This window comes from Pseudomonas sp. AN-B15 (genome assembly GCF_019056475.1).
Taxonomy (GTDB): Bacteria; Pseudomonadota; Gammaproteobacteria; order Pseudomonadales; family Pseudomonadaceae; genus Aquipseudomonas; species Aquipseudomonas parakoreensis.
Genome location: NZ_CP049737.1, coordinates 2584347 through 2609787, shown reverse-complemented (window position 1 = coordinate 2609787; position 25441 = coordinate 2584347). Strand labels below are relative to the sequence as shown.

The 25441-nt window shown below is 60.8% G+C and carries 23 protein-coding genes; 16 read left to right on the top strand and 7 right to left on the bottom strand.

Annotation, left to right across the window (positions count from 1 at the left end; all coding sequences use genetic code 11):
• Nucleotides 1-192: 192 nt before the first annotated feature.
• Genes GTQ41_RS11800 through GTQ41_RS11785 form a run of 4 tightly spaced genes read left to right on the top strand, consistent with a single transcriptional unit; the run spans nt 193 to nt 4117 of the window.
• A complete protein-coding gene (locus GTQ41_RS11800) occupies nt 193-1218 on the top strand; it encodes an ABC transporter substrate-binding protein (protein ID WP_047293862.1) in 1026 nt (341 codons plus the stop codon).
• The gene (locus GTQ41_RS11795) at nt 1215-2129 is read left to right on the top strand and encodes an ABC transporter permease (protein ID WP_047293860.1); all 915 of its coding nucleotides are present in this window, start codon (nt 1215-1217) and stop codon (nt 2127-2129) included. The genes GTQ41_RS11800 and GTQ41_RS11795 overlap by 4 nt, the downstream gene beginning before the upstream one ends.
• 6 nt (nt 2130-2135) lie before the next feature.
• A complete protein-coding gene (locus GTQ41_RS11790) occupies nt 2136-2945 on the top strand; it encodes an ABC transporter permease (protein WP_025111627.1) in 810 nt (269 codons plus the stop codon).
• Nucleotides 2946-2962: 17 nt separating this feature from the next.
• A complete protein-coding gene (locus GTQ41_RS11785; RefSeq protein ID WP_047293858.1) occupies nt 2963-4117 on the top strand; it encodes an ABC transporter ATP-binding protein in 1155 nt (384 codons plus the stop codon).
• Between the two features lie 112 nt (nt 4118-4229).
• Here GTQ41_RS11785 and map read toward each other — a convergent pair whose 3' ends face one another.
• Together map and GTQ41_RS11775 are read right to left on the bottom strand one after the other, a co-directional pair.
• Nucleotides 4230-5021 (bottom strand): type I methionyl aminopeptidase, encoded by a 792-nt coding sequence (gene map / locus GTQ41_RS11780; protein ID WP_047293856.1) that lies wholly within the window; start codon nt 5019-5021, stop codon nt 4230-4232.
• On the bottom strand, nt 5018-5245 hold the full coding sequence (locus tag GTQ41_RS11775) for a ParD-like family protein (protein WP_047293854.1): 228 nt from the start codon (nt 5243-5245) through the stop codon (nt 5018-5020). Before GTQ41_RS11775 ends, map begins: the two co-directional genes overlap by 4 nt.
• A 420-nt stretch (nt 5246-5665) precedes the next feature.
• Here GTQ41_RS11775 and GTQ41_RS11770 point away from each other — a divergent pair, with 420 nt between their 5' ends.
• Complete coding sequence (locus tag GTQ41_RS11770; protein WP_047293852.1) at nt 5666-6601, top strand: Ppx/GppA family phosphatase; 936 nt, start codon at nt 5666-5668, stop codon at nt 6599-6601.
• Between the two features lie 114 nt (nt 6602-6715).
• On the opposite strand, the gene metE is transcribed toward GTQ41_RS11770, so the two are convergent.
• Entirely contained in the window at nt 6716-9004 is a 2289-nt protein-coding gene (gene metE / locus GTQ41_RS11765; protein ID WP_047294655.1) for a 5-methyltetrahydropteroyltriglutamate--homocysteine S-methyltransferase, read from the bottom strand.
• A 392-nt stretch (nt 9005-9396) separates the two neighbouring features.
• Here metE and GTQ41_RS11760 point away from each other — a divergent pair, with 392 nt between their 5' ends.
• The 5 genes from GTQ41_RS11760 (at nt 9397) to yecR (ending at nt 14041) form a co-directional block, all read left to right on the top strand.
• Complete coding sequence (locus GTQ41_RS11760) at nt 9397-10773, top strand: pyridoxal-phosphate dependent enzyme (protein ID WP_047293850.1); 1377 nt, start codon at nt 9397-9399, stop codon at nt 10771-10773.
• Nucleotides 10770-11942 (top strand): cystathionine gamma-synthase, encoded by a 1173-nt coding sequence (locus tag GTQ41_RS11755; RefSeq protein ID WP_041062583.1) that lies wholly within the window; start codon nt 10770-10772, stop codon nt 11940-11942. Before GTQ41_RS11760 ends, GTQ41_RS11755 begins: the two co-directional genes overlap by 4 nt.
• Nucleotides 11943-12474: 532 nt before the next feature.
• Complete coding sequence (locus GTQ41_RS28625) at nt 12475-13200, top strand: hypothetical protein (RefSeq protein WP_254369345.1); 726 nt, start codon at nt 12475-12477, stop codon at nt 13198-13200.
• A 186-nt stretch (nt 13201-13386) separates the two neighbouring features.
• The gene (locus GTQ41_RS11745) at nt 13387-13701 is read left to right on the top strand and encodes a hypothetical protein (RefSeq protein WP_047293845.1); all 315 of its coding nucleotides are present in this window, start codon (nt 13387-13389) and stop codon (nt 13699-13701) included.
• A gap of 31 nt (nt 13702-13732) precedes the next feature.
• Nucleotides 13733-14041, top strand: coding sequence for a YecR family lipoprotein (gene yecR, locus GTQ41_RS11740; protein ID WP_047293843.1), 309 nt, complete (start codon nt 13733-13735; stop codon nt 14039-14041).
• A gap of 1 nt (nt 14042) precedes the next feature.
• Here the strand turns inward: yecR and GTQ41_RS11735 are convergent, their stop codons facing one another.
• Nucleotides 14043-15668, bottom strand: a complete 1626-nt coding sequence (locus tag GTQ41_RS11735) for a hybrid sensor histidine kinase/response regulator (RefSeq protein ID WP_047293841.1) — start codon at nt 15666-15668, stop codon at nt 14043-14045.
• Between the two features lie 114 nt (nt 15669-15782).
• Between GTQ41_RS11735 and GTQ41_RS11730 the strand changes: the two genes are divergently transcribed.
• Together GTQ41_RS11730 and GTQ41_RS11725 are read left to right on the top strand one after the other, a co-directional pair.
• On the top strand, nt 15783-16397 hold the full coding sequence (locus tag GTQ41_RS11730) for a response regulator transcription factor (RefSeq protein ID WP_047293839.1): 615 nt from the start codon (nt 15783-15785) through the stop codon (nt 16395-16397).
• 54 nt (nt 16398-16451) lie between these two features.
• Complete coding sequence (locus GTQ41_RS11725; protein ID WP_027613057.1) at nt 16452-16646, top strand: PLD nuclease N-terminal domain-containing protein; 195 nt, start codon at nt 16452-16454, stop codon at nt 16644-16646.
• 97 nt (nt 16647-16743) lie between these two features.
• Here the strand turns inward: GTQ41_RS11725 and GTQ41_RS11720 are convergent, their stop codons facing one another.
• Nucleotides 16744-17742 (bottom strand): bile acid:sodium symporter family protein, encoded by a 999-nt coding sequence (locus tag GTQ41_RS11720; protein WP_047294821.1) that lies wholly within the window; start codon nt 17740-17742, stop codon nt 16744-16746.
• A gap of 85 nt (nt 17743-17827) precedes the next feature.
• Between GTQ41_RS11720 and GTQ41_RS11715 the strand changes: the two genes are divergently transcribed.
• The 3 genes from GTQ41_RS11715 to GTQ41_RS11705 all read left to right on the top strand — a co-directional run bounded on the left by GTQ41_RS11715 (nt 17828) and on the right by GTQ41_RS11705 (nt 21630).
• Complete coding sequence (locus GTQ41_RS11715; RefSeq protein WP_217325505.1) at nt 17828-18616, top strand: helix-turn-helix domain-containing protein; 789 nt, start codon at nt 17828-17830, stop codon at nt 18614-18616.
• Between the two features lie 139 nt (nt 18617-18755).
• Nucleotides 18756-20468 carry an amidase gene (locus tag GTQ41_RS11710; RefSeq protein ID WP_196302434.1) on the top strand — a complete coding sequence of 571 codons (1713 nt, stop codon included), beginning with the start codon at nt 18756-18758 and terminating at the stop codon, nt 20466-20468.
• 184 nt (nt 20469-20652) lie between these two features.
• Nucleotides 20653-21630, top strand: coding sequence for a TerC family protein (locus tag GTQ41_RS11705; RefSeq protein ID WP_047294827.1), 978 nt, complete (start codon nt 20653-20655; stop codon nt 21628-21630).
• A gap of 91 nt (nt 21631-21721) precedes the next feature.
• On the opposite strand, the gene GTQ41_RS11700 is transcribed toward GTQ41_RS11705, so the two are convergent.
• Together GTQ41_RS11700 and GTQ41_RS11695 are read right to left on the bottom strand one after the other, a co-directional pair.
• Nucleotides 21722-22822: a polyamine ABC transporter substrate-binding protein gene (locus GTQ41_RS11700; RefSeq protein ID WP_047598364.1), complete on the bottom strand. Its 1101-nt coding sequence runs from the start codon at nt 22820-22822 to the stop codon at nt 21722-21724.
• 299 nt (nt 22823-23121) lie between these two features.
• Nucleotides 23122-24543: a cytosine permease gene (locus GTQ41_RS11695; protein WP_047294830.1), complete on the bottom strand. Its 1422-nt coding sequence runs from the start codon at nt 24541-24543 to the stop codon at nt 23122-23124.
• A 323-nt stretch (nt 24544-24866) separates the two neighbouring features.
• Between GTQ41_RS11695 and GTQ41_RS11690 the strand changes: the two genes are divergently transcribed.
• Nucleotides 24867-25352 carry a flavin reductase family protein gene (locus GTQ41_RS11690; protein WP_003225754.1) on the top strand — a complete coding sequence of 162 codons (486 nt, stop codon included), beginning with the start codon at nt 24867-24869 and terminating at the stop codon, nt 25350-25352.
• The last annotated feature ends 89 nt before the right edge of the window (nt 25353-25441 follow it).

Sequence of the window (25441 nt, the reverse complement as noted above, 5' to 3'; positions counted from 1 at the left end):
ATAGAAAATCCTTCAGCGGTCAAAAAACAGCTTCGCCAGATAACCGGTAAGGCAAAGTGCTTGCACAAAGTTTGGAATACCATAATATGATATTCCATAGACCGAACGACCTGAAAAACCGTCCGGCTACTGCTCCCGACAGGCGGGCAACAACGCAAGCCCGCTCAAAAACACAACAATGAGGGCGTAAAAATGGTGTTGAACAAAGCTGCAACCGCAATCCTTTTTGCGGGACTGCTGAGCGTGACTGGCCAGGCTGCAATGGCCGCCGAGAGTGTGAACTTTGTCAGCTGGGGCGGAAGCACCCAGGATGCGCAGAAACAGGCCTGGGCCGATCCGTTCAGCAAGGCCAGCGGCATCACCGTTGTGCAGGACGGCCCGACCGACTACGGCAAACTCAAGGCCATGGTCGAGAGCGGCAACGTGCAATGGGACGTGGTCGATGTCGAAGCTGACTTTGCCCTGCGCGCCGCTGCCGAAGGCCTGCTCGAACCCCTCGACTTCAACGTCATCCAGCGCGACAAGATCGACCCGCGTTTCGTCAGCGACTACGGCGTCGGCTCGTTCTTCTTCTCCTTCGTCCTCGGCTACAACGAGGGCAAGCTCGGCGCTGCCAAGCCGCAAGACTGGAGCGCCCTGTTCGACACCAAGACCTACCCCGGCAAACGCGCCCTGTACAAATGGCCAAGCCCCGGCGTGCTCGAGCTGGCGCTGCTGGCCGACGGCGTAGCGGCTGACAAGCTCTACCCGCTGGATCTGGATCGCGCCTTCAAGAAACTCGACACCATCAAGAAAGACATCGTCTGGTGGGGCGGCGGCGCGCAGTCGCAGCAACTGCTGGCCTCCGGTGAAGCGAGCATGGGTCAGTTCTGGAACGGCCGGATTCACGCTCTGCAGGAAGACGGCGCACCGGTCGGTGTGAGCTGGAAACAGAACCTGGTCATGGCCGACATTCTGGTGATTCCAAAAGGCTCGAAAAACAAGGACGCGGCGATGAAGTTTCTGGCCAACGCCAGCAGTGCCAAAGGCCAGGCGGACTTCTCCAACCTGACCGCCTACGCCCCGGTCAACGTCGACAGCGTGGCGCGCCTGGACTCGGTGCTGGCCCCGAATCTGCCGACGGCCTACGCCAAGGATCAAATCACGCTTGATTTCGCGTACTGGGCCAAGAACGGTCAAGCCATCGCGACACGGTGGAACGAATGGCTGGTCAAATGAAAATGGCGGCCACTGCGCCCCGCCCCGCAACGGTGACCGGGAGCGCCACTGGCGCTGCCGGCTCGTCCCCCACCTTCAGACAACGCTGGAAAGGTGCCGGCAATCTCATCCCGGCCCTGCTGTTCCTCGGTTTGTTCTTTCTCGCGCCGTTGATTGGCCTGCTGTTGCGCGGCGTGCTGGAACCGGTGCCGGGCCTCGGCAACTATGAACAACTGTTCGCCAACTCGGCGTATGCGCGGGTGCTGCTCAACACCTTTTCGGTGGCCGGGCTGGTGACGATTTTCAGCCTGTTGCTGGGCTTCCCACTGGCATGGGCGATCACCCTGGTGCCACGCGGCTGGGGGCGCTGGATCCTCAACATCGTGCTGCTGTCGATGTGGACCAGCCTGCTCGCCCGCACCTATTCGTGGCTGGTGCTGCTGCAAGCCTCGGGGGTGATCAACAAGGCGCTGATGGCGCTGGGCATCATCGATCAGCCGCTGGAAATGGTGCACAACCTGACCGGCGTGGTGATCGGCATGAGCTACATCATGATCCCGTTCATCGTCCTGCCGTTGCAGGCGACCATGCAGGCCATCGACCCGATGATCCTGCAGGCCGGCTCGATCTGTGGCGCCAGTCCGTGGACCAACTTCTTCCGGGTGTTCCTGCCGCTGTGCCGGCCGGGGCTGGCGTCCGGCGGGTTGATGGTGTTCGTGATGTCGCTCGGTTACTACGTTACCCCGGCGCTGCTCGGCGGGGCGCAGAACATGATGCTGCCGGAGTTCATCATTCAGCAGGTGCAATCGTTCCTCAACTGGGGCCTGGCCAGTGCCGGCGCCGCGTTGCTGATCGCGATCACGCTGGTGCTGTTCTACTTCTACCTGAAGCTTCAGCCGGAATCCCCGGTTGGCGCCAGCAACGCGAGGTAAGCCGAGATGCTCCTGACTCCCAATGCCATGAGCCGCCGCATGCGTTTCGGACTCTACGCCACCACCGGTTTGATCGGCCTGTTTCTGCTGTTGCCGATCGTGTTCATCGTCCTGCTGTCGTTCGGTTCGTCGCAGTGGCTGGTGTTCCCGCCGCCGGGCTGGACGTTGAAATGGTACGGCCAGTTCTTCTCCAACGCTGACTGGATGAACGCCGCGGCGGCCAGCCTCAAGGTCGCGGTGCTGACCACGATCTGCGCCGTGGCCCTCGGCCTGCCGACGGCGTTCGCTTTGGTGCGCGGGCGTTTTCCCGGTCGGGAAATGCTCTACGGCCTGTTCACCCTTCCGATGATCGTGCCGCTGGTGATCATCGCCGTGGCGGTGTACGCGCTGTTTCTCAAGCTCGGTTACACAGGGACGATGTTCGCCTTCGTGGTCAGCCATGTGATCGTCGCGCTGCCGTTCACCATCATCTCGATCATCAACTCGCTGAAGCTGTTCGATCAGTCGATTGAAGACGCGGCGGTGATCTGCGGTGCCTCACGCCTGCAAGCGGTGTTCAAGGTGACGTTCCCGGCGATTCGCCCGGGCATGGTTGCCGGCGCCCTCTTCGCCTTCCTCGTATCGTGGGACGAAGTGGTGCTGAGCGTGATGATGGCCAGCCCGACCCTGCAAACCCTTCCCGTGAAAATGTGGACCACCCTGCGCCAGGACCTGACCCCGGTGATCGCCGTCGCTTCGACGCTGCTGATCGGCTTGTCGGTTTTGGTCATGGTCATCGCCGCCGCGCTGCGCCGGCGCAACGAAATCAGCGCCTGAGCGCCCAGGAGTACGACATGAGTGCCGTGATCAAAGACGCCTCCCAGCAGAACGACAAACCTCTGGTCAGCCTGCGTAATCTGAACAAGCACTACGGCGACTTTGCCGCCGTCGACAACATCTCGCTGGACATCAGGGACGGCGAGTTCCTGACCTTCCTCGGCTCCAGTGGCTCGGGCAAAAGCACCACGCTGTCGATGCTCGCCGGGTTCGAAACGCCGAGCAGCGGCGAGATCCTGGTCAACGGTCAGTCGCTGGTCAATGTGCCGCCGCACAAGCGCGACATCGGCATGGTGTTCCAGCGCTATTCGCTGTTCCCGCATTTGTCGGTGCGCGACAACATCGCCTTTCCGCTGGCAATCCGCAAACTCGCCGCCGCCGAACGTGACAAGCGCGTCGACGCGATGTTGAAACTGGTGCAACTGGAACAGTTCGCCCATCGCCGCCCTTCGCAATTGTCCGGCGGCCAGCAACAACGCGTCGCCATCGCCCGCGCGCTGGTCTACGAGCCACGCATTCTGTTGATGGACGAACCCCTTGGAGCGCTGGATAAAAAACTGCGTGAAGACTTGCAGGATGAACTGCGCCAGTTGCATCGGCGCCTGGGCATCACCATCGTCTACGTGACCCACGATCAGGAAGAAGCGATGCGTTTGTCGCAGCGCATCGCGATATTCAGTCACGGCAAGATTGTCGGCCTGGGCAGCGGTTATGACCTGTACCAGAATCCGCCGAACGCGTTTGTCGCGTCGTTCCTCGGCAACTCGAACTTCCTCAAGCTCAAGGCTCAAGGCAATGCGGCGGCGGGTTTTGAGGGGCAGTCGTTGTCGATTCGCCTGACCGCCGGCTTGCACACCGATCAGGATGTGCTGCTGATGGTGCGGCCGGAAAAGGCAGTGGCGCTGAGCGTGCAGCAGGCGAGCGCAGAACCGCTGGCAGCGGGTTGGAACGAGGTGTCGGCGCAGGTGGTGGAGGTGTTGTTTCTTGGTGAGAGCCAGACGTGCAGCGTGCTCACCGCAGGCGGTACTTCGATGACGGTAAAAGCGTTGTCCGCCGCCGGCATGCCGCTCAAGGCTGGCGATCCGGTGCGGGTACGCTGGGCGACGGCGGATGCCTGTGTCTACACCGAATGGGCTGAAAGCGACCTCAATAAAGCCGCCGGATCTCACTGACAATCCGTGTAGGAGCTGCCGCAGGCTGCGATCTTTTGATCTTTGAAAAGTAAAATCAAAAGATCGCAGCCTGCGGCAGCTCCTACATGAGATTGTATTTCAACGGTGCTATTCAGTTGATCGGAGTGAACCCTTCAATTTCGTCCGGCCACGCCGTGAGGATTTCGAAGCCTGTCTCCGTCACCGCCACCATATGCTCCCACTGCGCCGACAACGAGCCATCCTTGGTCAGCACGGTCCAGCCGTCCGGCATGTTCTTCACATGGCGCTTGCCGGCGTTGAGCATCGGTTCCACAGTGAAGATCATCCCCGCCTTGAGCTTCATGCCCTGATTGGGGAAGCCGTAATGCAGGATCTGCGGTTCATCGTGGTAAACCTTGCCAATGCCATGCCCGCAATACTCGCGCACCACGCTGAAGCCTTCTTTCTCCGCCAGACTCTGGATCGCATGGCCGATGTCGCCCAGCGTCGCGCCCGGACGCACCCTGCGGATGCCGGCGCACATCGCGTCGTAGGTGGTCTTGATCAGGTGCTGCGCTTCTGGCGTCGCCTCGCCAACCACGTACATGCGGCTGGTGTCGCCGAACCAGCCGTCCTTGATCACCGCGATGTCGAGGTTGACGATGTCGCCGTCTTTCAACGGCGTGCCGGACGGAATGCCGTGGCACACCACGTCGTTGACCGAGGCGCAGACGGTTTTCGGGAAACCGTGGTAACCGACGTTGGCCGGAATGGCTTTCTGCACGTTGACGATGTAATCGTTGCACAACCGATCCAGCTCATCGGTGGTCACCCCCGCCTTGACATGCGGTACCAGCATCGCCAGCACCTCGGCGGCCAGCTTGCCGGCAGCGCGTGACTGAGCGATTTCGGCGGGGCTGTTGATCTTGATCTGGTTTCTCATGCGCTGACGGCTTCCTGAGTCAGTCGGTGCAGATCCAGCCCGCCGTTCTGTTCGGCGCGGATCAGCAAGCGGCAAATGGCGCTGTGGTCGAGGTTGGGGTGCAGTTCGGCAAGCATGCCGATGCGCATCCAGTGCTCGGCCTGCGCGTTGATCGAGCGGCTGAGTGCATTGCTGGAGATGCGCAGGTTCTCGTGCATGTCTTCCGAAATCTTTACGATGCCCATATCCAAATCCAATACGAAGTGTATATGGATCGTATATTAGCCAAGCCTCATGGAAAATTGCAAATACACTCCGCAAACCTGCTGACATAAACGTGCAGGAGCTGCCGCAGGCTGCGATCTTTTGATCTTCAAAAACAAAGTCAAAAGATCGCAGCCTGCGGCAGCTCCTACAGGGATTTTGTGTTGGTTTTTGGGGGAAGCGTGTGGAATTTCAGGCAAAAAAAGCTGCCCTAAGAGGCAGCAAAAACTTTAAGAACACGCGATGTATTGGGCTCAGGATAGACGCCGGATAATGACAGGGTCATGACAGCCAACAATTCACTGAACCGCCCCTGCCCCGTCATCAGGATGTCATCAAGCGCATCGCAGAATCCTCGCAAACCGTCTTGAGCCTTCGACGGATGCTTTGCAGGGATTCCCATGAAAGAAGACGCCTCGCTGTTTGCCGCCATCGACCTGGGTTCGAATGCGTTTCGCCTGATGATCGGCCAGTCGGTTCGCAGTCGAAAAGGCTTGATGATCCAGGAAGTCAAAACCCTGCGTGAACCGGTGCGACTGGCCGAAGGTTTTGACGGTGGTGCTCTGGACGAAATGGCGCTGGACCGGGGCTGGCAGGCGCTGGCGCGGTTCGGCAAGAAACTGCGCGGGTTCGAGGCCGGCAAGGTTCGCGCAGTGGCGACCAGCGCAGTGCGCGAGGCCGACAATGCGCAGCTGTTTCTGCACAGTGCCGAACGTCATCTGGGGTTTCGCATCGATGTCATTTCCGGCCATGAAGAGGCGCAACTGGTCTATGCCGGCGTCGCCCATTCCCTGCCGGGCGCTGAAGACATGCGCTTGGTGGTCGATATCGGCGGTGGTTCCACCGAGCTGATTCTCGGCCAGGGCACACAACCGCTGCTCACCGAAAGCATCGCCATCGGCAGCGGCACCCTGGGCGCCCGCTATTTCCCTGACGGGCGCATCGCGCCCGGTGCGCTGCAGGAAGCCGAACGCGTGGCGATCCTGCACTTCGAGAAAGTCGCCCGCCGCTACCGCGCGCAGGGTTGGCAGCAGACCATTGGCTCGTCCGGCACGGCGCGGATGCTGGCGAAAGTGCTGAAGGCCAATCGCTTGAACGACTTCGGCCAGGATGGCATTACCTATGGCGGGTTGTTGCGTTTGTCGCTGTTGCTGCTGAAGGTGAAGAACGTTCAGCAATTGAAGCTGGCAGGTTTGCAGCCGCATCGCCAGAGCATTTTGCCCGGCGGATTGGTATTGATGCTGGCGGCGTTCAAGGCATTCGGGATTTCGCAGATGGCGCCGTCGGAACCGGGGCTGCGCCTGGGTGTGCTGCATGGTTTGATGAGCCGGCACTGATACCCTACACACTCCAGTGTGGGAGCGGGCTTGCCCGCGAAGGCGGAGTGTCAGTCGAGAATTATTCAGCTGACACTCCGCTTTCGCGAGCAAGCTCGCTCCCACAGGGTTTGCTCAGGCCAGTTCTTTGCGTAGCTGACGGGCAGCGGCAACCATGTGCACCAGTGCCGCCTCAGTCTCCGGCCAGCCACGGGTTTTCAAGCCGCAATCCGGGTTGACCCACAACCGCTCGGCCGGAATCCGCTGCGCTGCCTTGCGCAGCAAACTGGCCATCTCCGAAGCATCGGGAACGCGTGGCGAGTGGATGTCGTAGACACCCGGGCCGATCTCGTTCGGATAGGCGAAGGCTTCGAAGGCATCGAGCAATTCCATGTCCGAGCGCGAGGTTTCGATGGTGATCACGTCGGCATCCATCGCCGCGATGGACTCGATCACATCGTTGAATTCGCTGTAACACATGTGCGTGTGAATCTGGGTTTCGTCACGCACACCCGAGGCGCACAGGCGGAACACGTCGGTGGCCCAGTCCAGATAGTGCTGCCATTGCGCGCGGCGTAGCGGCAGACCTTCGCGGAAGGCGGCCTCGTCGATCTGCACGATCTTGATTCCGGCAGCTTCCAGATCCACCACTTCGTCACGGATCGCCAGCGCCAGTTGCCGCGCCTGCACTTCACGGGACACGTCCTCGCGGGGGAACGACCACATCAGCATGGTCACCGGGCCGGTCAGCATGCCTTTCATGACCTTGCCGGTCAGGCCCTGGGCGTAGCGGATCCAGTCCACGGTCATGGCTTGCGGACGGCTCAGATCACCGAAGATCACTGCCGGCTTCACGCAACGTGAACCGTAGCTCTGCACCCAGCCAAAACGGGTGAATACATAGCCGTCCAGTTGCTCGGCGAAGTACTCGACCATGTCATTGCGCTCGGCTTCTCCGTGCACCAGCACATCGAGCCCCAGTTGCTCCTGGATTTCCACGGCGTGACGAATTTCGCTGTACATGGCTTCGGTGTATTCGGCTTCGCTGAGCTTGCCTTGCTTGAACGACTGACGCGCCAGACGAATCGAGGCGGTCTGCGGAAATGAACCGATGGTGGTGGTCGGGAACAGCGGCAGATCGAGGCCGGCGCGCTGCTTGGCGATGCGCTGGGTAAACGGCGACTGGCGCTGGCTGTCCTGCGCGGTAATGGCCGCCACACGGGCCTGCACCGCCGGTTTGTGAATACGTGGCGAGGCGGCGCGGCTGGTCTGTACCGAGCGGCTTTGGGTCAAGGCGCGGAGCACCTTTGGTGACTCAGGCTCGTTGACGGCCTGCGCCAGCACGGCGACTTCTTCACACTTCTGCACGGCAAACGCCAGCCAGCTTTTCAGCTCGGCATCGAGCTGGTCTTCGCGACTCAGGTCCACCGGACTGTGCAACAGCGAACAGGACGGCGCGACCCACAGCCGATCACCCAATCGCTCATGCGCATGCTGCAAAGTCGCCAGCGCATGTTCCAGATCGCAGCGCCAGACGTTGCGACCGTTGACCAGGCCCAGCGACAACACTTTGTAGGCCGGCAGGCGATCGAGGATGGTCGGGTACTGTTCCGCTGCGCGCACCAGATCGATGTGCAGACCGTCAACCGGCAGGTTGGCGGCCAGACCGAGGTTCTCTTCCAGACCACCGAAGTAAGTGGCGAGCAGTTTCTTCAGCGGATCGCGCTGGATCTGGTTGTACGCACGCTCGAAAGCGTTCTTCCACTCCTGCGGCAGGTCGAGCACCAGAATCGGCTCGTCGATTTGCACCCATTCCACACCGAGGGCGGCGAGGCGCGCGAAGATCTGCCCGTACAGCGGCAGCAAACGATCAAGCAATTCAAGCTTGTCGAACTCGGCGCCTTTGGCCTTGCCCAGCCATAGATAAGTCAGTGGGCCGATAATCACCGGTTTGACGTTATGGCCGAGGGCACGTGCCTCTTCGACTTCTTCGAACAACTGTTCCCAGCCGAGCTGGAACTGTTGATCGACACTGAATTCCGGGACCAGATAGTGGTAGTTGGTATCGAACCACTTGGTCATTTCCTGAGCGTGCGCACCGCCGCAGCAGCTGTCGCTGACACCACGGGCCATGCCGAACAGGGTTTGCAGGGTGGCTTTGCCGTCGTGCGGACGGAAACGCTCGGGGATCACCCCGAACATCAGCGAGTGAGTCAGCACCTGGTCGTACCAGGCGAAATCGCCCACCGGCAGCAGCTCGATGCCGCTGTTTTTCTGCAAGTCCCAATGGGCCTTGCGTAGTTCACGACCCACTTCACGCAGGCCGGCCTCGTTCAGTTCTCCTTTCCAGAACGCCTCTTGCGCTTTCTTCAGTTCGCGGTCGCGACCGATGCGCGGAAATCCGAGGGAATGGGCCAGTGCCATGACAAACAACTCCAATGTCTTGTTGATGGCGGCCATTGTCGGGATCAGGCACTGGTGAGACAAACTCATTTTAATCTTGATGATCACAAGTTTCCCTCATGATCGAATGCCAGCTGTTTGCCCGCTGAAAACATGTTTTGCCCTGCAGGATATTCCTGCGCGAATCAAGCAATCGAGCGCGGTCACGACGCCCTTTGAATACTCAATGACGCCTTGATGTAAACCCTCTGAAACCGCGCCGTTGCAGGCTTTGATTCTGTTCTATGGTTAGATCGAAATGGCTGTATCTGCGGCTGACTAATGGTTGCGACAGATCATGTCTGCGCCTATGTTGCACGCGAGCTTTTCCCCGCGAATGGAACGCGATCAACACCACTACAAGAGGTGAAGAAATGTCAAAGGATTCACGCCCTGCCGTACTTGGGCTGATCGGCAATACGCCGCTGGTACAAGTTACCCGCTTCGATACCGGCCTCTGCACACTGTTTCTCAAACTGGAATCACAAAACCCCGGCGGCTCGATCAAGGACCGCATCGGTCTGGCGATGATCGACGCCGCTGAACGCGACGGGCGCCTGCAACCGGGTGGCACCATCGTCGAGGCCACCGCCGGCAATACCGGCCTCGGTCTGGCGCTGGTCGGCCGGGCCAAGGGCTACCGCGTGGTGCTGGTGGTGCCGGACAAGATGTCCACCGAGAAAGTCCTGCACTTGAAAGCCATGGGCGCCGAAGTGCACATCACCCGCTCGGACGTCGGCAAGGGCCACCCCGAGTATTATCAGGACGTCGCCGCCCGCCTGGCGAAAGACATTCCCGGCGCGTTCTTCGCCGACCAGTTCAACAACCCCGCCAACCCGCTGGCACACGAGTGCAGCACCGCGCCGGAAATCTGGGCGCAGACCGAGCATGATCTGGACGCGATCGTGGTCGGCGTCGGGTCTGCCGGCACCCTGACCGGGCTGAGCCGTTTCTTCAAACGGGTACAGCCGGATCTGCAAATGATCCTCGCCGATCCGGTGGGTTCGGTGATGGCGCAATACAGCCGCGACGGCACGATGCCGACGCCCGGTTCGTGGGCGGTGGAAGGCATCGGCGAAGACTTCATTCCGTCGATCACCGACCTCAGCAGCGTGCGCCACGCCTACTCGATCAGCGACGAAGAAAGCTTCGATCATGCCCGTCAGTTGCTCAAGGCCGAAGGCATTCTCGGGGGTTCGTCCACCGGCACCCTGCTCGCCGCCGCGCTGCGTTATTGCCGCGAACAGACCGAGCCCAAACGCGTGGTCAGCTTCGTCTGCGACACCGGCACGCGCTATCTGTCGAAGGTCTACAACGACCAGTGGATGACCGATCAGGGCCTGTTGCAGCGCAAACGCTATGGCGACCTGCGCGATCTGATCGCCCGGCGTTTCGAAGACGGCCGCGTGATCAGCGTCGGCCCCGACGACACCCTGCTGACCGCGTTCCAGCGCATGCGTCTGGCGGATGTCTCACAACTGCCGGTGCTGGTTGAAGGCAAACAACTGGTCGGCGTGATCGACGAATCCGACATCTTGCTCGCGGTGCACGAAGACGCCGCGCGCTTCAGTCAATCGGTGTCCAGCGTGATGACCGACAAACTGCAAACCCTCGCACCTGGCGCCCATCTCACCGAGCTGGAAGCGGTGCTCAGTCGTGGCCTCGTGGCGATCATTGCCGACGCTTCGGGCTTCCACGGTCTGATTACCCGCACCGACATGCTCAACCAATTACGGAGATCCCTCGCATGAGTCAGCACGACGATAAATCCCAAGGCTTCGCGACCCGGGTGATCCACGCCGGGCAAACGCCTGACCCGACCACCGGTGCGCTGATGCCGCCGATCTACGCCAACTCGACGTACCTGCAAGACAGCCCCGGCGTGCACAAGGGCTTCGACTACGGGCGCTCGCACAACCCGACGCGTTTTGCCCTGGAGCGTTGCGTGGCGGATCTGGAAGGTGGCACCCGCGCCTTCGCGTTCGCGTCCGGGCTGGCGACGATCTCCACCGTGCTCGAACTGATCGATGCCGGTTCGCACGTCATCTCCGGCAATGACCTGTACGGCGGCACGTTCCGCCTGTTCGACAAGGTGCGCCAGCGCAGTGCCGGACACCGTTTCAGCTATGTCGATCTGACTGACCTGGCGGCGTTCGAAGCGGCGCTGCAGGACGACACCCGCCTGGTGATTGTCGAGTCGCCGACCAATCCGCTGCTGAGCCTGTCGGATCTGGCCGCGATTGCGCGCATCTGCCGCGCACGCGGAATCATCAGCGTTGCCGACAACACCTTCGCCAGCCCGTACATTCAGCGCCCGCTGGAGCTGGGTTTCGACATCGTGCTGCACTCGACCACCAAGTACCTGAACGGTCACTCCGACGTGATCGGTGGTATCGCGGTGGTCGGGCAGAATGCCGAACTGGCGGACAAACTCGGCTTCCTGCAGAACGCGGTCGGCGCGATTTCCGGGCCGTTCGACGCGTTCCTGACCCTGCGCGGGGTGAAAACCCTGGCGCTGCGCATGGAACGTCATTGCAGCAACGCGCTGGAACTGGCCAAGTGGCTGGAGCAGCAGCCGCAGGTCAAACGCGTTTACTACCCAGGCCTGCCGTCGCACCCGCAACATGAGTTGGCCAAACGGCAGATGCATGGTTTTGGCGGGATGATCTCGGTGGATCTGAACAGTGATCTGGAGGGCGCACGGCGCTTTCTGGAAAACGTGAAGATCTTTGCCTTGGCCGAAAGCCTCGGCGGCGTGGAAAGCCTGATCGAGCACCCGGCGATCATGACTCACGCGACCATTCCCGCCGAAACCCGCGCCAAACTGGGCATCGGCGATGGCCTGGTGCGTCTGTCGGTGGGCGTCGAAGACCTCGAAGACCTGCGCGCCGACCTGGCGTATGCGCTGACGAAAATCTGATCCTGCAACAACGACAAAGCCCGCAGTGATGCGGGCTTTGGTTATTCGAGCAGGCGGCCAGTGCTGGTCTCTGGCTTACAAGGTTTATCGGGCCTCTCACAGTACAAAAGCAACCATGGAAAAAGAACGGCACTTTGCTGCCTCACACGGCATAAGGGCTGGATCTCAGCGCGGAGATCTTTCTAACCGTGTACCCTTCGGAACGCGCCCCACGTCCCCTTGCTATCCGCTTGCGCATCAGTCTGCGTCTTCGCCTACACCTTTGAGGCTAGCAAATGCCACCGAGTGATGGTCAGGTGTTTTTAGACTGATTTCCTTCAAGCCCCCGTCTGCAAGGAAGTTAACCGACTATCACTTGCTCCCCCAGCCAGCCATGGCCCGTGTTTGACGATCTATACTTTTCAGCTCGCTTTCGCAGTTTCATGCAATACGTCGACACCCGTGCGCGTTACCGTGCGCCCGTGCCAATCGCCAATCTGGTCAACCCCGGGCCAACGGAATGCTGTGTGGCTGATGGGTCGTGGAGAAAATCATGAAACACACGCTTTTATCAGGCGCCATTCTTGCGGTCGCGGCGACCGTGATGTTGCCAACGGTTTGGGCTGCGCAGCCGCAGGCGATGGCCTCTGATGGTTCGGATCATGTGGGAGCCGGCGCAGTCGCCTCGGATGGCTCTGATCATGTCGGGGCTGGCGCGGTAGCCTCCGATGGCTCTGATCATGTCGGGGCTGGCGCAGTGGCGTCCGATGGTTCCGACCACGTCGGCGCCGGTGCAGTCGCCTCGGATGGCTCTGATCATGTCGGGGCTGGCGCAGTGGCTTCCGATGGTTCCGACCATGTCGGCGCCGGTGCAGTCGCCTCCGATGGCTCTGATCATGTCGGGGCTGGCGCAGTGGCGTCCGATGGTTCCGACCATGTCGGCGCCGGTGCAGTCGCCTCCGATGGTTCCGACCACGTCGGCGCCGGTGCAGTCGCCTCGGATGGCTCTGATCATGTCGGGGCTGGCGCAGTCGCCTCCGATGGCTCTGATCATGTCGGGGCTGGCGCGGTAGCCTCCGATGGCTCTGATCATGTCGGGGCTGGCGCAGTGGCTTCCGATGGTTCCGACCACGTCGGTGCTGGTGCACTGGCCTCCGACGGCACCGACAAGGTCGGCGCCAATCGGTATGCCTACTCACGCGTCGGTGTCGGTTCTGATCGCGTCGCTTCGGCGCTGATGACCGGCAGCTATTCCGACCAGTTCAACGCCCCTCAGTAATCAACGCGGGGCGACCCGTTCGGGTCGCCTCTTCCAACCGCGGCACTAGCACATTTGTGCTAATCGACCACCCCGCCACCCGGCGCTATATTCCCTCGCAACCCCCGACGTTCCCCAACATTGCCACTGTGCAGTGCGCGGGATCGTTGTGCCTGGACATCAGAACAACACCAAGGAAGAAGCACCATGAAACTGCATTCCAATCTGTGCAAAGTAGCCATTGTCGGCGCCCTGATGCTGGGCGCCAGCGGTTGCCAGACTGCCAAACCCAGCGAAGCCAGCATGAAAGAACGGGCCCAGACCGTCATCGGCAAACCGGTGTCGAAAATCGACAACATCCGCAGCGACAGCACCCTCACCTACTACACCGCGTATACCTCGGCCGGCGAGTACAACTGCGAGTTGCCCAGCGGCGCGATTATCGCGGTGGCGAGCATGGGCATCATGACTCCGCCGTTGTCTTGCCTGCCCAAAGGCGCCTCACCGATCCCCGTTCAGTAATTGATTTCTCCGGTAAAGGACGACGTTCATCATGAAAACCCTGATCGCTACTCTCACCCTCGCCGCACTCGCCCTGACCGGCTGCGCCACGCCCAAACAGTGGGAAGCCACCGGCGGCAGCAAGAACGACGGCGTGGTTCAGGTCTCCTATGAACTGGGTCAGTTTGAAAGCGGGCAGACCAGCGCCGCGCAAGGTCTGACCGTCGCCTCGGAACGCTGCAAAACCTGGGGCTACAAAAATGCCGAAGTGACCGGTTCGGAGAAAAACATCTGCCGCACCATGGGCCAGTACAACTGCCTGCAAACCACCATCACTCAGGACTACCTCTGCAAGCGTTGAGTCAGACCTGCTCGGCCGGCTCGGTTTGCCGGTCGCGCAGGGCCCGCAAGGTCGCGCGCAGCTCGGCCGGGCGTACCGGTTTGGACAGGATGGCAATTTGGCGGTCGTGCAAGGCCGCCTGTATTTTCTCGATGTCATGCCCGGTGATGATCATCGCCGGCACCGCAAAACCACGCTGACGCCGCACCTCGTCGATGCACTCGATGCCCGTGGAATGCGTACCCAGATCGTAATCGGCGACGATGATGTCGCAATCGGTGACCAGCCCCTGCCCGCTCAACTCGCCTTGCACCACGCAGCCCCAGCGCTCAAGCAGCGCCGACGTCGCCAGCAACACGTTGCGATCATCCTCCACCAGACACACCTTCAGCCCGGTCAACAGACCGGCCTGCCGCACATCGTCACGCATGGCCGGCAATTGCGGCGCCACGGCCACCGGCAAGCCATACAGCGTGACCGCCGTGCCGCGCCCAAGCTGCGAGCGCAACGCCACATCGACGCCGATCAACTGCCCCAGACGCTTGACGATCGACAAACCGAGGCCGACGCCTTCCACGTCCTTGTCACGTACCTGACGCACCCGATAAAACTCTTCAAACACTTTCGGCAGATGCTCCTCGGCAATGCCGTTGCCGCGGTCATAAATCACGATGGCCAGCCCGACACCGCGTTTGCGCACGCCGATCAGCACCGGGCGTTGCGCGCCGTACTTGAAACAGTTGGAAAGCACGTTCTGCACCATGGTCGCGAGCAACGCCGGATCGCTCTGTACCCAGTATTTGCATGGACGCAGGCGCAATTCCACACCGGCCCAGCGCGCGGCTTCGGCGTTCTGGCGGACCAGATCGGCCAGCCACTCGCCCAGATTGAACACCTGCAACCTGGGCAGGACGCGCCCGTTGTCGAGGGTGTAGAGGTCAAGAATCGAACGGAACAACTGCGAGACGTTGAGCAGCGAACGGTCGATGTTGTCGACCAGTTGCCGCTCCTGCTCGCCCAGCCGCGATTCACGCAGGCACGCCGTGAACAGACCGATGGAGTGAATCGGCTGGCGCAGATCGTGGCTGGCCTGGGCGAGAAACCGCGACTTTTCCAGATTGGCTGCGACGGCTTCTTCAGAGGCCTTGCGCGTGCGTTCCAGCAGCAAGTGTGCGTAGAACGGAATCACCGTGCTGGTGAGCATCAACATCAGCACCATGTACGGTTGCGCCTGCCAAACCGGCGTCAACCGATAAACCGCCAGCAACGCCAGCAGCGCCAACCCCGTGGCGATCGCAAGATAGCGCGAGCCATAGCGCATGCCATTACCGAGGTTGACCCAGATGATCACCGCGTACAGCGGCAACGCCGCTTCACCGCCGAGCACCAGGCCGAAACAGGTGCCGGTGTAATCGTGGACCATGCCGAAAATCCGCCGCGCCGGATAATGCCCCGGCCAGCGCGCAATGGCCTGACGCAAGGCAATCGACGCCAGCAGAAACAGCGCGATGTAGACCACCACCGGCAGATAGGTAGCGAAGCGCTGACCCGGCAACACGCCGAGCACGCCAATGTAAACCATGGCAATGCTGGCGATGATGATGCGCAGATTGGCCTGATCCAGCTCGGTGTTTTTCTCGAACTTCATGGGCAACGTCCTTGTGCGACAGTCGTCAGTTTCAGCACCGGCCAGCAGGCAATCCGCGTCTGCGGTGCTAAGGTGCATGCCGTAAACCACGCCTGATCCAGGGAGGGTCACGCCATGACATGCCGCATCATCATAGCCGACGATCACCCGTTGTTTCGCGAGGCCATGCGGCGCACCGTGCAGCGCCTGCTGCCCGAAGCGTCTATCGAGGAGGCCGGCGATCTCGACGCCGTGCTGGCCTTGCTGCCCGCCGGCACCGAGCCGGACACGCTGATTCTCGACCTGCGCTTCCCCGGCCTGACCTGCATCAGCCAACTCGCCGAGCTGCGCCGAAAACTGCCACGCACCACATTGATCGTGGTGTCGATGGTCGACGACGAGACGTTGATCGGCGAAGTAATGGCGGCCGGCATCGACGGTTTCATCGGCAAGAACATCGCCCCGGATGAAATCGGCCAGGCGATTCTGGCGATCCGTGAAGGCGAAGTGCTGGTCAGGTTCGCGCCTTCCGGGCTGCTGCCGCTGGAGACCGGCACCGCCCTCACCCCGCGTCAGCAGGATGTGTTGCGGCTGATCGCCCAAGGCAAGACCAACAAGGAAATCGCCCGGGAGCTGGATATCTCGCCGTTCACCGTGCGCATCCATGTGTCGTCGTTGTTGCGCACGCTCAATGTGCCGTCGCGGGCAGCCGCTGCGGTGAAGTATTCGGGAGGCAACGGCGCAATTTAAATGAACCCTGCGCGCTTGGGCTCACCTAACTGAAAGACCATCAGGAGGTAACCCATGCAAATTGAACCCGTCTGGATCGTACTCGCCGTCGTTCTTGTGATCGTTGAATTGTGGGCGATCAACAGGGTGCGCAAGAGCGCAGGCAAAGGCAGCAATAAAGGCGTATGGATTATCGCCATCGTGTTCGTGCCGTTGTTTGGCCTGATTGCCTGGGCACTGGCCGGCCCGAAACACGTTACGCAGGATTGAGAAAATCCCCCTGTAGGAGCTGCCGCAGGCTGCGATCTTTTGACTTTCAAGATCAAAAGATCGCAGCCTGCGGCAGCTCCTACAGGGAATGCAGCGTTTACGGATCAACTTGTGCCATCAACTCCGGCAGCGATTCCGGACGCTTGGCATAGCGCTGCGCCAGCACTGCGCAGACCATCAATTGAATCTGATGGAACAGCATCAGCGGCAGGATCAACACGCCAATCGTGCCGCCGGCAAACAACACCTGCGCCATCGGCACGCCAGTGGCCAGACTCTTCTTCGAACCGCAGAACAAAATGGTGATGCGGTCTTCCTGGCTGAAACCGAACGCCCTGCCCAGCAAGGTCGACGCCAACAACACCAGCGCCAGCAAGATGCAGCAAACCACCACCAGCCCTAAAAGATCGACCAGCGGAATCTGATGCCAGATACCTTCATTGACCGCCTCGCTGAACGCGCCGTACACCACCAGCAGAATCGAACCCTGATCGACAAACTTCAGCCAGTGCTTGTTGCGCCCGACCCACGCGCCGATCCAGCGCCGAGCGATCTGCCCGGCAATGAACGGCAGCAGCAGTTGCACGCTGATCTTCAGAATCGCATCGACGGTCGAACCGCCGTCACCGTGCACGTTCAGCAGCAGCGCCACCAGCAACGGCGTGAGGAAGATCCCGAACAGGCTCGATGCCGCCGCACTGCAGATCGCCGCCGGAATATTGCCCCGGGCCAGCGAGGTGAAAGCAATCGCCGACTGCACGGTGGCCGGTAGCGCGCAAAGGTAGAGCATGCCCATGTACAGCTTGTCGCCGATCAGCGGTGACAGCAGCGGTTTCAGCGCCAGGCCGAGGATCGGGAACAGCACAAAGGTCAGCCCAAACACCAACAGGTGCAGGCGCCAGTGGCCGGCGCCGGCGATGATCGACTCACGCGAGAGCTTGGCGCCATGCAGGAAAAACAGCAGCGCGATGGCTATGTTGGTCAGCCAGCCGAACCCGACCGCCACCTGACCGCTGGCCGGCAGAAAACTGGCCAGCAGCACGACGCCGATCAGGGTCAGGGTGAAGTTGTCGGGCAGGAATCTTGGTCGGGTCATGAGTCTGTTCATCCGGGGGTTGCCAGTACGTGACTGCGACTCTAACGTGAGCAGAAATTACCGACTAACGCCGAAGAGCCAACAGATGCCGCCTAAAGGACATGAGAAAAGCTTCCGGCGCAGCATTCCCGGGTTGCCCAGCCTGCCCCGTCCGCTGTACGGGCGCACCGAGTCGCTGCCTAATCGCGCGCTGACCCGGCGTCACAGTCACCCGTGGGTGCAATTGTCATACGCGATTCAAGGCGTGCTTGAGGTGCAGACCAGCGCCGGGCGTTTCGTCGCGCCACCGGAGCGCGCGGTGTGGATTCCGGCGGGCGTGCCGCATCGCGTGTTCAGCTCGCCGCACACCGAAATGCGCAGCCTGTACATCGATTGCAGCGTGGCCGGTTGGGCGCTTGAGCGCTGTCATGTGCTGGGCGTCAGCGACCTGCTGCGCGAGCTGATTCGCGCCTTCAGTCGGGTGCCGGTGGAATACGACGAGAGCGGCGCGCATGGCCGGTTGGCCCAAGTGATCCTCGATCAACTGGCCGAAGCGCCGCAGATTGACCTGATGCTGCCGCTGCCGCAGGACAACCGTCTGCGGCAGATCTATCAAAGTCTGGAGCAACATCCGGAACAGCAGACCACACTGAACCATTGGAGCGAAAGATTCGGTGTCACCGAGAAAACCCTAAGCCGCCTGTTTTTACGCGACACCGGCCTGACCTTCCGCGCCTGGCGTCAGCGCTTGCGTCTGTTGGGCGCACTGACCCCGCTGGAACGCGGCGAACGGGTCACCGACGTGGCTCTGGCCTGCGGTTATGACTCGACGTCGGCGTTCATCGCGGCCTTTCGCCAGCAGTTTGGTGAAACCCCGGGCGAATTTTTTCGCTGACTTTTGTCGATATTTATCGAATTAGCACATGCCAATCGACAAAGTTCAGGGTAGAGTTTCGCCCATACGGAATTCTTTACGCGTTACGACCATAACCCTGATGACCCAACCCTTTAGCGAACCTGTCGGCGGTAACAGCATGATCGAAGTCACTGAAGTCTCCATTGCTCAATTACGCGCGGCGCTCGACGCCGGCCAGACCACCGCGGTTGAACTGGTGCAGGCCTATCTGGCCCGGATCGACGCCTACGACGGCCCGCACACCGCCACCGCACTGAATGCGGTGGTGGTGCGCAATCCTGAAGCGCTGGCCGAAGCCCAGGCGTCCGACGCGCGCCGGGCCAAGGGCGAAACCCTTGGCCCGCTCGACGGCATCCCTTACACCGCGAAGGACAGCTATCTGGTCAAGGGTCTGACCGCCGCCTCCGGCAGCCCGGCCTTCGCCGATCTGGTGGCGTATCGCGACGCCTTCACCATCGAACGCCTGCGCGGCGCCGGGGCGATCTGTCTGGGCAAGACCAACATGCCGCCGATGGCTAATGGCGGCATGCAGCGTGGCGTCTATGGCCGGGCCGAGAGCCCGTACAACGCCGCCTACCTGACCGCGCCGTTTGCCTCTGGCTCGTCCAACGGCGCCGGCACCGCCACCGCCGCGAGTTTCTCGGCCTTCGGCCTGGCGGAAGAAACCTGGTCGAGCGGTCGCGGCCCGGCGTCGAACAACGGTTTGTGCGCCTACACGCCGTCGCGCGGAGTGATTTCGGTACGCGGCAACTGGCCGCTGACGCCGACCATGGACGTGGTGGTGCCGTACGCACGGACCATGGCCGATCTGCTTGAAGTGCTCGACGTGGTCGTCGCGGAAGACCCCGACACCCGTGGCGACCTGTGGCGCCTGCAGCCGTGGGTGCCGATCCCGAGCGTTGCCTCGGTACGCCCGGCGTCCTACGCCGAACTGGCAGTGAAACCCGCGGCACTGGCCGGCAAACGCCTCGGTGTGCCGAAGATGTACATCAATGCCGACCCTGAAGCCGGCACCAGCGAAGCGCCGGGCATCGGCGGCCCGACCGGGCAACGCATCAACACCCGCCCTTCGGTGATCGACCTGTGGAAACAGGCCCGCGCGGCTCTGGAAGCGGCCGGCGCCGAAGTCATCGAAGTGGATTTCCCGCTGGTCTCCAACTGCGAAGGCGACCGTCCGGGCGCGCCGACCGTGTTCAATCGCGGCATCGTTTCCAAGGAGTTCCTGCACCACGAACTGTGGGACCTGTCAGCCTGGGCCTTCGACGATTTCCTGCGCGCCAACGGCGATCCGAAGCTCAACCGTCTGGCCGATGTCGACGGGCCGAAAATCTTCCCGCACGACCCGGGCACCCTGCCCAACCGTGAAGGCGATCTGGCTGCCGGCATGGACGAATACGTGCGCATGGCCGAGCGCGGCATCACCCCGTGGGATCAGATTCCGACTCTGCCGGACGGCCTGCGCGGCCTGGAAAAGACCCGCAAGCTCGATCTGGAAGACTGGATGGACACGCTGAAACTCGATGCGGTGCTGTTCCCGACCAACGCCGACGTCGGCCCGGCAGATGCCGATATCAATCCGGAATCGGCGGACATCGCCTGGAGCAACGGCATCTGGGTCGCCAACGGCAACCTGGCGATCCGGCACCTCGGCGTACCAACCGTCACTGTTCCAATGGGGATCATGGCCGACATCGGCATGCCGGTCGGCCTGACCTTCGCCGGTCGCGCCTACGATGACTCGAATCTGCTGCGCCTGGCCTCGGCGTTCGAGGCGACGGGTTCGAAGCGTCAGGTGCCGCCGCGTACTCCGGCGCTGACTGCCGGCAAGTAATCAGAACGGCGGGGTTGAGACCGCAAAAGGTCTCAATTCCCGTCGTCGCTATTCCCCCTCGCTGATCGCGACACTTCGCTTTTCCCGAACTATTGCTCAGAAATAAGCGATTTTTCTTGCAACCAAACTCGCCGCTAGCATGGCCCTGCCTGACCCTAATTCAATAAAAGCCAGGGAGCCCGCCATGCCAACGACCAACATCAATATCGGCGAACCATGGATGTGGGGCGCGTTTATCGTCTTCGTTCTCGCCATGCTTGCACTGGACCTGTTCGTCTTCGGCGGACGCAAGGCACACCGCGTTTCAGTGCGGGAAGCGTCCTGTTGGGTGATCGCCTGGTGTGCGCTGGCGATGGCTTTCGCCGGGTTGCTCTGGTGGTATCTGCTCGGCGAGTTCGGCGCCGACATTGCCCAGCGCAAGACCCTGGAATTCCTCACCGGTTATCTGATCGAGCAGTCGCTGTCGATCGACAACATGTTCGTTTTCGTGATGATCTTCAGCTACTTCGCCGTGCCACCGGAACTGCAACGCCGGGTGCTGCTGTATGGCGTACTCGGGGCGATCGTGATGCGCGCGGCAATGATCTTCGCCGGGGTGTGGCTGGTGTCGCAGTTCGAGTGGCTGTTGTATGCCTTCGGGGTATTCTTGATTATCACTGGGATCAAGATGCTGATGTTTGCCGAGCAACAACCTGATCTCGACAAAAACCCGCTGCTACGCTGGGTGCGCGGGCACATGCGGATCACGCAGGGCTTTCATGGCGAGCGCTTTTTCGTGCTGCAGAACGGCGTGCGCTGGGCCACGCCGATGTTTCTGGTACTGGTGCTGATCGAGGCCAGCGACCTGATGTTTGCGGTCGATAGCATCCCGGCGATCTTCGCGGTCACCACCGATCCGTTCATCGTGTTCACCTCGAATATCTTCGCGATCATGGGCCTGCGCGCGCTGTACTTCCTGCTGGCAGACATGGCCGACCGCTTTCATTTGCTCAAATACGGACTGGCGATCGTGCTGGTGTTCATCGGCGGCAAGATGACGTTGATGCCGTGGTTTCACATGCCGGTGGAATGGTCGCTGGCGGTGGTCGGCGGGGTGATTCTGGGGTCAGTGGTGTTGAGCCTGATCGTCACCCGCAAGGAAGACCAAACTCAATCCCTGTAGGCGCTGTCGCAGGCTGCGATCTTTTGGCGTTGTCTCCTGGAAAAACAAGATCAAAAGATCGCAGCCTTCGGCAGCTCCTACAGGGGTGTGGTTACTTGTCGGACTTGATGCTGGTCCACACCCGGGTGCGTACGCGTTCGAGTTTTTGCGGCAGGGGCTGGACGACGTAGAGGGTTTTCAGGGCTTCAGGCGTTGGCGTCAGGTTCGGGTTGCCGGTGATGTCTTTGTTCACCAGCGGCATCGAATCCTTGTTCACGTTCGGGTAGCCGAGGAAGTCGCTGATCGGCGCAATGACTTTCGGATCGAGCAAGGTGTTGAGGAATTCATGCGCCTCTTCGACATTCTTCGCGCTCTTCGGAATGGCGAACGTGTCGAACCAGATCGGCGCGCCCTCCTTCGGCAAACGCCAGTCGACCACCACACCGTTGCCCGCTTCTTTCGCACGGTTGCCGAACTGATAGAAGCTGCCGGAATAGCCGATGGCCACGCAGATGTCGCCATTGGCGATGTCGGTCATGTACTTGGCCGAGTTGAAGTAGGTCACGTACGGACGAATCTTCAGCATCAGGTCCTTGGCCTTCTCATAGTCGGCCGGGTTCTGGCTGTTCGGGTCGAGGCCGAGGTAATGCAGGGCCAGCGGTAGAATTTCCGACGGCGAATCGAGCATCGCCACGCCGCAGGATTTGAGCTTCTCCATGTTTTCCGGCTTGAACACCAGATCCCAACTGTCCACCGGCGCATTGTCGCCCAATGCGGCCTTGACCTTGGCCGGGTTGAAGCCGATCAGTACCGTGCCGTACATGTAGGGCACGCCGTACTGGTTGCCAGGGTCATTGGCGTCGAGCAGTTTGAGCAGCGCCGGATCCTGGTGACTCCAGTTCGGCAGTTTCGACTTGTCGAGTTTCTGGAACACCCCGGCCTTGATCTGGGTGTCGATGAACTGGTTCGACGGCACCACCAGATCATAGCCGGAGTTGCCGGTGAGCAACTTGGCCTCCAGCGATTCGTTGGTGTCGAAGGTGTCCCAGGTCACTTTGATGCCGGTCTTCGCGGCGAAATCCTTGGGCACCGACGGCAGGATGTAATCCGCCCAGTTGTAAACCCGCAGCTCGCGCTGTTCGGCGTGTACCGCGCTGGCCAGCAGCGTCAGCCCACAGACGGTGGCACCCAGAATGCGTTTCATCGTGACCATGGTTGTTTCCCCGGAATGCGACGTGAGATCGATGGTTTTTATGTTCTGTACACGGCAGCGGCTGTAAAGGTAGCCAAGGGCAAGCAAAGTCCAGCGTTTTATTGTGGCTTTGATTCTTGCCGACCGCGGGGTCGCGGCACAGTGGGGGATGGGCCAAAAGGGGATCGAAATGGCCAATTTGAATGACCGCACGAATGCACAAGGTCTAAGCAGACATCATTTGTGGTGAGGGGATTTATCCCCGATGGGACGCGAAGCGGCCCCCTTTATATCTCAAAGGGGGGCCGCACTCGCTGATTTCACGACTGCTTCGCAGCCGATCGGGGATAAATCCCCTCGCCACGTTGCTTCTGCGTCTGCCCCCGTGTGGCGAGGCAGTAATACAGCGGCACCGTCACCACCAGACCAAACAGCCACGACAGGTCGGCGCCATCGACCAGATTGGCGTACGGCCCGACGTACAGCGACGTATTGGCGAACGGCAGTTGCACAATGATCCCGATGAAGTAGGCAATGATTGCGTGCAGATTGAAGCGCCCGTAAATGCCGCCGTCCGCGCGGAAAATCGAGCTGATGTCATAGTTGCCGCGCTTGATCAGGTAGAAGTCGATCAGGTTGATCGACGCCCACGGCACCAGCACCAACAGCAACGCCAGAATCAGCCCGATGAACTGCGAAATGAAATCCGCCGAGGCACCCAGCGCTACCACGCAGCAAGCCGCCAGCACCACGCTCGACAACACCACGCGCACCTTGATGCTCGGCGTCCACTGGCTGGCGAAGGTCTGGATCGAGGTGATGATCGATAGCACCGCGCCGTACAGATTCAGCGCGTTGTGGCTAATGATATTGAGCAGGAACAACACCATCAGAATCGGCCCCAGCCACCCGGTGGACTGCTTGACCGCCGCCATTGCTTCGGTGCCTTCAGGCGTCGCCAGAACCGCCACCGCGCCAAAACTGAACGACAGAATCGTGCCCAGCGTCGCCCCCAGATAAGTGGCCCAGAACGGTTTGGCGATGCCGATATCCGCCGGCAGATAACGCGAATAATCGGACACGTACGGCGAGAAACTAATCTGCCAGATGATCCCCAGCGACACCGTTGCCAGCCAGCCCGACAGGTTGAAGCTGCCGCGCGTCAGGAAGTCCGCCGGCAAATCGTGGGCGAAGATGTAGAGGAAGCCGGCGAGCAGCGCGCTGCCCATCACCCAGGTGCCGATGCGGTTGAGTGTGTGAATGAAGTTGTAGCCGATCACACCAATCGCGGTGGCCGCCAGTGCACCGATCAGAATGCTCAACGGCGTCGGTACCGACGGCGCAATGCCGACAATCGATTTACCGGCCAGCACGATGTTGGAAATGAAGAAGCCGATGTAGATCAGCGCTGCAAAAAACACGATCAACAATGCGCCGTAACGCCCGAACTGACCGCGACTCTGGACCATTTGCGGAATGCCCATGCGCGGCCCCTGCGCCGAGGCCAGGGCGATCACCACGCCGCCGATCAGGTGCCCGAGCGCAATCGCCATTAGCCCCCAGAGCAAATCGAGATGGAACACCTGAACCACCATGGCGCCGGTGACGATGGGCAGTGGCGCAATGTTGGTGCTGAACCATAAGGTGAAAAGGTCGCGGGCCTTCCCGTGGCGTTCCGCGAGTGGGACATAGTCGACCGTGTGATTCTCGATCAACGGATCTTGCCGGGACATCTGGGACATATGCATGAACTCGAGTTTGTCTGTTCTTATCTTTGTATGAAGCCAAACCGGGGGGACTCTGGGTCGCCCCTCAGATGCAGACCATATTATGGTATTCCAAACATTTCACAAGACTGATCCGTAGTTTACGGCGCTAGCTGATCCGCCATCCTCACTGATACTGCGGCCTGCAGGCCAGCCAGAAGCCCAATAAATGCTGAGTTTCCGACGAAAGCACCACGTTTATCGGTTCAGCCTAAAAGCCCTTGCAAAGAAAAAATACTGGTATACCATCAGACCAACAAATACATAAAAATCGCGTCACAACACCCGAGGACCGTCCAATGATCGATGCTGCCATCTACAAACAAGTCATGGGCTCGTTTCCGTCCGGCGTCACTGTCATCACCACGCTGGACGATGACGGCCAGATCGTCGGCCTCACCGCCAGCGCCTTCAGTTCACTGTCGATGGACCCGGCGCTGGTGCTGTTCTGCCCCAACTACAGCTCCGACTCCTATCCTGTGCTGATCAAAAACAAGCGCTTCGCGATCCACGTCCTGTCCGGCGGCCAGCAAAGCGAAGCCTATGCCTTCGCCCGTAAAGGCAAGGACAAGGCGCAGGGCATCGAGTGGACGTTGAGCGAGTTGGGCAACCCGATCCTGGCCAATGCGACAGCTATCATCGAGTGTGAGTTGTGGCGCGAATACGAAGGTGGTGACCACGCGATCATGGTCGGCGCGGTGAAGAATCTGATCGTCCCGGAGCAGCACACCGGGCCGCTGGTGTATTGCCACGGCAAGATGGGCGCCCTGCCCGTTCTGGCCTGATCGTCAGCCCTACACAAATCAACTGTGGGAGCGAGCTTGCTCGCGAAGGCGTCTTGTCAGTCGCCATAGATGCCGGCTGTTACACCGCT